This is a genomic window from Rhodococcus sp. P14 (assembly GCF_000256505.1).
Taxonomy (GTDB): domain Bacteria; phylum Actinomycetota; class Actinomycetes; order Mycobacteriales; family Mycobacteriaceae; genus Rhodococcus; species Rhodococcus ruber.
Genome location: NZ_AJFC01000035.1, coordinates 1 through 3,301, shown reverse-complemented (window position 1 = coordinate 3,301; position 3,301 = coordinate 1). Strand labels below are relative to the sequence as shown.

Below are 3,301 nucleotides of genomic sequence, written 5' to 3'. Positions count from 1 at the left end.
GGGCGGCGAAAAAAAGCCGCACCGTGGCTTCCGGGAACGCTCGGGCGAGCGCGGGCAGTCCGGTGGACACGGCACCGGCGGCTATCGCGGGCGCGACTGAGGGCACCGGTGGTGATCGCGGGCGCGCCTGAGCGCGCCCGCGAGACTCACATCTTCCCGTACCGCGCCAGGACGAAGCAGTACACGCCGTACGCGGCGATGCCGAGACCGGCCGCGACGAGCAGGATCTGACCGAACGGGGCGGTGCCCAGCGTCTTGAGGGCACCGTCCAGTCCCGTCGCCTTGGACGGGTCGGCGGTGAACGTCGCGACGAGGACCAGGACGCCGGCACCGGCGATCGCCAGGCCCTTCGCGACGTACCCGACGACACCGAGCGGCTCGGCGTACCGGGGCAGCCGCCCGCGGTGCAGGTCGTCGAGGAACTTCTTCGCCGCGCCCTTGTAGACGTGGTAGGCGCCGATGCCGATGATCACCAGACCGGCCGCGACGAGCAGGACCTTGCCGCCGCCGGACTGCATCAACCGGGCGCTCAATCCGGCGTTCTGCTCACTGCTCGACTTGCCGCTGCCCCGCGCGAACTGGAACGCGGTCAGCGCCAGCGCCAGGTAGGCCACAGCGACCCCGAGGGTCTTGACCCGGTCCAGGGCCGAGGGCTTCTCGAGGTCCGAGCGTTTGCCCACCGCGGCTTCGACCAGGCGCCACACCGCCAGGGCGGTGAGCGTCACGGCCAGGACCCACAGGACGATCCTGCCGCCGGGCTGGGCGGCGAGCTGGCGGAGCGCGCCGGACTGATCGGCGCTGGCCGGATCGCCGAATGCAACCTGGATCACGACGTACGCGATCAGCAGGTGCACCACCCCGCTCGCGGCCTGTCCGGCCCGCGCCACCTTCTCGAACATCGGGTGCTGAGCGGCGCCCGCAGCGCCCGTGCTGGTCTGTTGTCCGGTCACGCGACAGGCCTCCAGGATCTCGCGGCGACGGCGCCGGGGCGCCCGGGCAGTGGTGCCTACGGGCAGCCTATCGCGGCTGCGGGGCGCCGTCCGGGTTCGCCGGTGCCGGCTACCGGACCCGGCCCGCCAGGACGTCGGCGGTGGCCCCGTCGACGGATTCGCGGATGATGTCGGCGTGGCCGGCGTGCCGGGCCCATTCCTCGATCTGGTGCAGGACCAGGAAGCGGACACTCAGCGGCACGCCCTGGTCCAGCCAGCGGGCGATGCTCTCCGGCAGGTCCACCACCCGGCCGAGGTCCGGCTCCGCCCGCAGCACGTCGGCGAAGCGAGCTGCGACGGTGTCGAGCCGGGCGAGCTGACCCGCGACGGTCTCGTCGTCGCGCACCTCCCACCCGGCCGTCCAGGCCGCGACGGGGTCGGGGTCGCGGGACTCGGTTCCGGAGATGCGGTCGGCGGCCGCGACCTCGCCGTCGATCACATGGTTCAGCAGTGAGGCCAGGCTCATCGTCGAGGCGCTGGGTGCACTGCGGGCCTGGTCCTCGGTCATGCCGGACAGCGCATTGCGGAACGCGGTGCGCTGAGTGTCGAGCAGGAGGAGCAGCAGGTCGGTCTCGTTCGTCGTCATGTGCCCAGTGTCGGGGCCATTGCGGACATCTTCGGTCCTGAATCGGCGAACTGGGTGCGGTACAGCTCGCCGTAGCGGCCGTCGGCGGCAAGCAGTTCGGCGTGGGTGCCGCGCTCGACGATGCGGCCGTCCTCGACCACGAGGATGAGGTCCGCCGCGCGGACCGTCGACAACCGGTGCGCGATCACCACCGCCGTCCGGCCGGCCAGCGCCTCCGTGAGCGCCTCCTGCACGGCGGCCTCCGAGGTCGAGTCCAGGTGCGCGGTGGCCTCGTCGAGGATCACCACCCGCGGATGGGCGAGCAGCAGGCGCGCGATGGTCAGCCGCTGGCGTTCACCCCCGGAGAGCCGGTACCCGCGTTCGCCGACGACGGTGTCCAGGCCGTCGGGAAGGGAGCGGATCAGCTCGGTGAGCCGGGCCCGGTGCAGTACGTCCCACAACTCGTCCTCGGTCGCCTCCGGGCGAGCCAGGAGCAGGTTCGCCCGCACGGTGTCGTGGAACAGGTGCCCGTCCTGGGTCACCATGCCGACGGCGCCGCGGATCGAGGCGGTCGTCAGCCGGCGCACGTCGACGTCGCCGAGCAGCACGGATCCGGCGTCGGTGTCGTAGAGCCGCGGCACCAGCTGCGCGATGGTGGACTTGCCGGCGCCGGAGGAACCCACCAGGGCCACCATCTGCCCGGGCGCGGCCCGGAAGCTCACGTCGTGCAGGACCGGTGCGCCGCCGCGGGTGTCGAGGGTGGCCACCTCCTCCAGCGAGGCCAGCGAGACCTTGTCAGCGGAGGGGTACGCGAAGTCCACGTGCCGGAACTCGACGGCGACCGGACCGTCGGGGACGGGGCGGGCGTCGGGCGCCTCCTGGATCAGCGGCCGCAGGTCGAGCACCTCGAAGACCCGCTCGAAGCTCACCATCGCGCTCATCACGTCGACGCGGGCGCTCGCGAGCGCGGTCAGCGGCGAGTACAGCCGCGTGAGCAGCATCGCCATCGCCACGACGGCGCCCGGCTCGAGTTGTCCGCGCAGCGCGTAGAAGCCGCCGAGGCCGTAGACCAGGGCCAGCGCGAGGGCGGACACGAGCGTCAGAGCGGTGACGAACACCGACTGCAGCATCGCCGTCTTCACCCCGATGTCGCGCACCCGGCGGGCCCGGACGGCGAACTCCGACGATTCCTGCGACGGGCGTCCGAACAGCTTCACCAGCGTCGCGCCGGGCGCGGAGAACCGCTCCGTCATCTGGGTGCTCATCATCGAATTGTGGTTGGCTGCTTCACGATTCAGTCGGGCTAGTCGCACGCCCATGTGCCGGGCGGGCACCACGAAGATCGGCAGCAGCAGCAGCGCGAGCAGCGTGATCTGCCACGAGATGCCGATCATCACCACCAGCGTGATCGCGAGGGTGACGAGGTTGCCGACCACCCCGGAGAGGGTGTCGCTGAAGGCCCGCTGGGCACCGATCACGTCGCTGTTGAGCCGGCTGACGAGGGCGCCGGTGCGGGTGCGGGTGAAGAACGCGACGGGCATGCGCTGCACATGGTCGAACACGGTGGTGCGCAGGTCGAGGATCAGGTCCTCGCCGATGCTCGCGGACAGCCAGCGGTTCAGGATCCCCAGGCCGGCCTCGACGAGCGCGATCGCGGCGATCAGCACCGCCAGCCACGTGATCACCGAGAGGTCGGCGCGGTCGACGATCGCATCGATCACTCGGCCGGCCAACACGGGGGTGGCCA

Annotated in this window: 3 protein-coding genes; all 3 read right to left on the bottom strand. The window is 71.7% G+C overall.

The window, feature by feature from the left end:
- Positions 1–146 precede the first annotated feature (146 nt).
- Positions 147–950 carry a DUF1206 domain-containing protein gene (locus tag OEY_RS0102590; RefSeq protein WP_010592389.1) on the bottom strand — a complete coding sequence of 268 codons (804 nt, stop codon included), beginning with the start codon at positions 948–950 and terminating at the stop codon, positions 147–149.
- Between the two features lie 109 nt (positions 951–1,059).
- Positions 1,060–1,575, bottom strand: a complete 516-nt coding sequence (locus OEY_RS0102585; RefSeq protein WP_010592388.1) for a mycothiol transferase — start codon at positions 1,573–1,575, stop codon at positions 1,060–1,062.
- Positions 1,572–3,301: ABC transporter ATP-binding protein (locus tag OEY_RS27955; RefSeq protein WP_010592387.1), on the bottom strand; the 1,730-nt coding region annotated here is incomplete at its 5' end. The genes OEY_RS0102585 and OEY_RS27955, both read right to left, overlap by 4 nt.

Bases quoted from the DNA above. Each gene is read 5' to 3' on its own strand.
- OEY_RS0102585 (WP_010592388.1), bottom strand. From the start codon at position 1,575: ATGACGACGAACGAGACCGACCTGCTGCTCCTCCTGCTCGACACTCAG.